The organism is Micromonospora sp. NPDC003776 (assembly GCF_053605645.1).
In genome coordinates this window covers 1-2,625 of sequence record NZ_JBSGJR010000770.1, presented here as the reverse complement: position 1 = coordinate 2,625, position 2,625 = coordinate 1, and the positions used below count along the sequence as shown (strand labels likewise).

At 71.0% G+C, this 2,625-nt stretch carries 2 protein-coding genes and 1 rRNA gene; 1 reads left to right on the top strand and 2 read right to left on the bottom strand.

Features of this window, described 5'->3' with window-relative positions:
• Window positions 1–1,512: VanW family protein (locus ACWEVO_RS34660; protein WP_452311634.1), on the top strand; the 1,512-nt coding region annotated here is incomplete at its 5' end.
• 73 nt (window positions 1,513–1,585) lie between these two features.
• Here ACWEVO_RS34660 and ACWEVO_RS34655 read toward each other — a convergent pair.
• Together ACWEVO_RS34655 and rrf are read right to left on the bottom strand one after the other, a co-directional pair.
• A complete protein-coding gene (locus ACWEVO_RS34655) occupies window positions 1,586–2,212 on the bottom strand; it encodes an NADPH-dependent F420 reductase (RefSeq protein WP_452311633.1) in 627 nt (208 codons plus the stop codon).
• Between the two features lie 266 nt (window positions 2,213–2,478).
• Window positions 2,479–2,595: ribosomal RNA gene (gene rrf, locus ACWEVO_RS34650) — 5S ribosomal RNA — on the bottom strand.
• Window positions 2,596–2,625 lie beyond the last annotated feature (30 nt).

The following is a 2,625-nucleotide window of genomic DNA, read 5'->3' as shown; positions in this document are numbered from 1 at the left end:
GCCCACCGCTCGGCGGAGCTGAACGCGCCGATCAAGGTCACGGTGGGCGAGCGGAGCGTCGACCTGAAGCCCGCCGACGTGGGGCTCGCGGTGGACGTGGACGCCACCGTGGCGGCGGCCGCCGCGGTCGAGGCGCACCCGGTGAGCCGGCTCGTCGGCTCCCGCCGCACCATCGACCCGGTCGTGACCCTCGACGCCGCCCGGCTGGACACGGCGCTGCGCAGGGCGATGGGCGCGCAGGGCCGCGAGATGACCATGCCGGCGATCATCTTCACCGACACCACCCCGAAGCCCGTCTACCCGAAACCGGCACTGACCATCGACCAGGACGGCGCGGCCGCCGCGGTCAAGGCGGGGTGGCTCGCCACCGCGCCGGTGACCGTGCCGCTCGTGGAGAAGTGGCCGGCGACCACCCGCGAGGAGGTGGACCGGCTGGTCGCCGAGCTGGCCAGGCCGGCCGTGGCCGCCCCGGTGACGCTCTCTACCGGCCAGGGCGCGGTCACCATTCCGCCCAGCGCCATCGCCCGCAGCCTGCGCTTCTCCGCCGACGAGGCGGGCAAGCTGAGCGCGCGGATCGACGTCAAACGCCTGCGCGCCGCCCTCGGGGAGCGGCTGACCAAGATTGAGGTGGCGCCGCGGGACGCCGGCCTGACCATCACCGGCGGCAAGCCGAAGGTGGTGCCCGGCCGGCCCGGCCGACAGCTCGACGCGGCCACCTTCGGTCCGGCGCTGCTCGCCGTGCTGCCGAAGGCGGACGACCGGACCGTCACCGCCGAGCTGAAGCCGGCCGAGCCGGAGCTGACCGAGGCGAAGCTGGCGGAGCTGGGCATCAAGGAGCGGGTCTCCACCTTCACCACCCGGTTCCCCGGCGGCCTCTCCTCGCCGCGCAGCCAGAACATCGTCCAGGCGGCCAAGGACGTCGACGGCACCATCGTGCGCCCCGGTGAGACCTTCTCCCTCAACGCCCACACCGGCGAACGCGGCTACGACCAGGGCTACCAGGACGCGCCGACGATCGTGAACGGCAAGCTCGTGCCCGGGGTCGGTGGCGGGGTCTCCCAGTTCACCACCACGCTCTTCAACGCCACCTACTACGCCGGCCTGGAGGACGTCGAGCACAAGCCGCACTCGTTCTACTTCAGCCGCTACCCCGCGGTGATCGAGTCGACGATCTACTGGCCGGACCTCGACTTCAAGTTCCGCAACAACACCAAGTACGGCGTGCTCATCGACACCTCGTACACCGCCAGCACGATCACCGTGTCGATCTGGAGCACGAAGATCTACGACAGCGTCAAGACCGAGTACGGCCCCCGCCGGGACATCACCCAGCCGAGGACGGTCTACCTGGAGCCCGGCCCCAGCTGCATCTCCGCCGCCGGCAGCGAGGGCTTCGCCCAGGACGCGTACCGGGTCATCAAGCAGGACGGGAAGGTCGTCAAGCGGGAGAAGTTCAGCTGGCGCTACGCGCCCGAGCCACGCTTCATCTGCGGCCCCGACCCCGCCGGCTGACGTCCGTCGGGCGCCCGCACGGAAATGCCCCGCCGGCCACGAGGCCGGCGGGGCATTCTCTCGTCGTACGCCCTCAGGGACGCGCCTCGGCCAGGCCCTGACGCACGCCGTCGGCGTCCCGATCGGTGCCGTAGACCGGGGTGTCCGGCTGCTGGCGCCAGCTCTCGTCCAGCGTGCCGGCGTCCACCGGTTCGAAGCCCAGCTCGTCCACCAGCCCCATGACCACCCGCTTGGCGTCGGCGTCGTCGCCGGCCACCGGGAGGGCGATCCGGTCCGGCGCACCGGCCGGCTTGCCGTTGTCCATCAGGTGCGCGGCCTGGATGTTGTTGAAGGCCTTCACCACCCGAGCTCCCTTCAGGTGGTCCGCGGTCCACCGGCTGGAGCTGAGGCTGCGGTCGAGCAACTCGGCGACGTCCCCGTCGCGCTGCGGGTAGTAGTTGTCGGCGTCGACGACGAGCTTGCCGTCGAAGAGCGCCGCCGGCAGGTCCGGCACCGCCTTCAGCGGGATGGCGATGACGACCAGCTCGGCCGGCTGGACCGCCTCCTCCACCGTGCCGGCGCGCGCGCCGGTCTCCGCGGCGAGGTCGCCCAGACTCTGCGGCCCCCGGGAGTTGGCCACGGTCACGTCGTGGCCTAGGGCGGTCAGTCGACGGGTCAACGTACCGCCGATGTGCCCCGACCCGATGGTTCCGATCTTCATCACCACTCCTGCCTCCGCCAGTCCCTGGCGGTCAGTTCCGGTCGGATCATCAAGCAGGTACCCCGATCGGTCCGCCCCGATCGTCGGCGAACCGTACCGAGGGTCACGTTTCGCCGTCGGTGCGGCCGGAGGTCGACGTAACCGGCGGCCCCCGCACCGACGGTACGAGAGCCGGCGGGTGCTACGCGGGTGTTCCCCGGAACGGGCGCGACTGGTCCGAATGCACTGAGGGCCACCCCGTGTGGGGTGGCCCTCAGTGAATGATTGTCCGGCGGTGTCCTACTCTCCCACACCCTCCCGAGTGCAGTACCATCGGCGCTGGAGGGCTTAGCTTCCGGGTTCGGAATGTTGCCGGGCGTTTCCCCTCCGCCATGACCGCCGTAACTCTATGAACATGTCAAAACAACCAACGG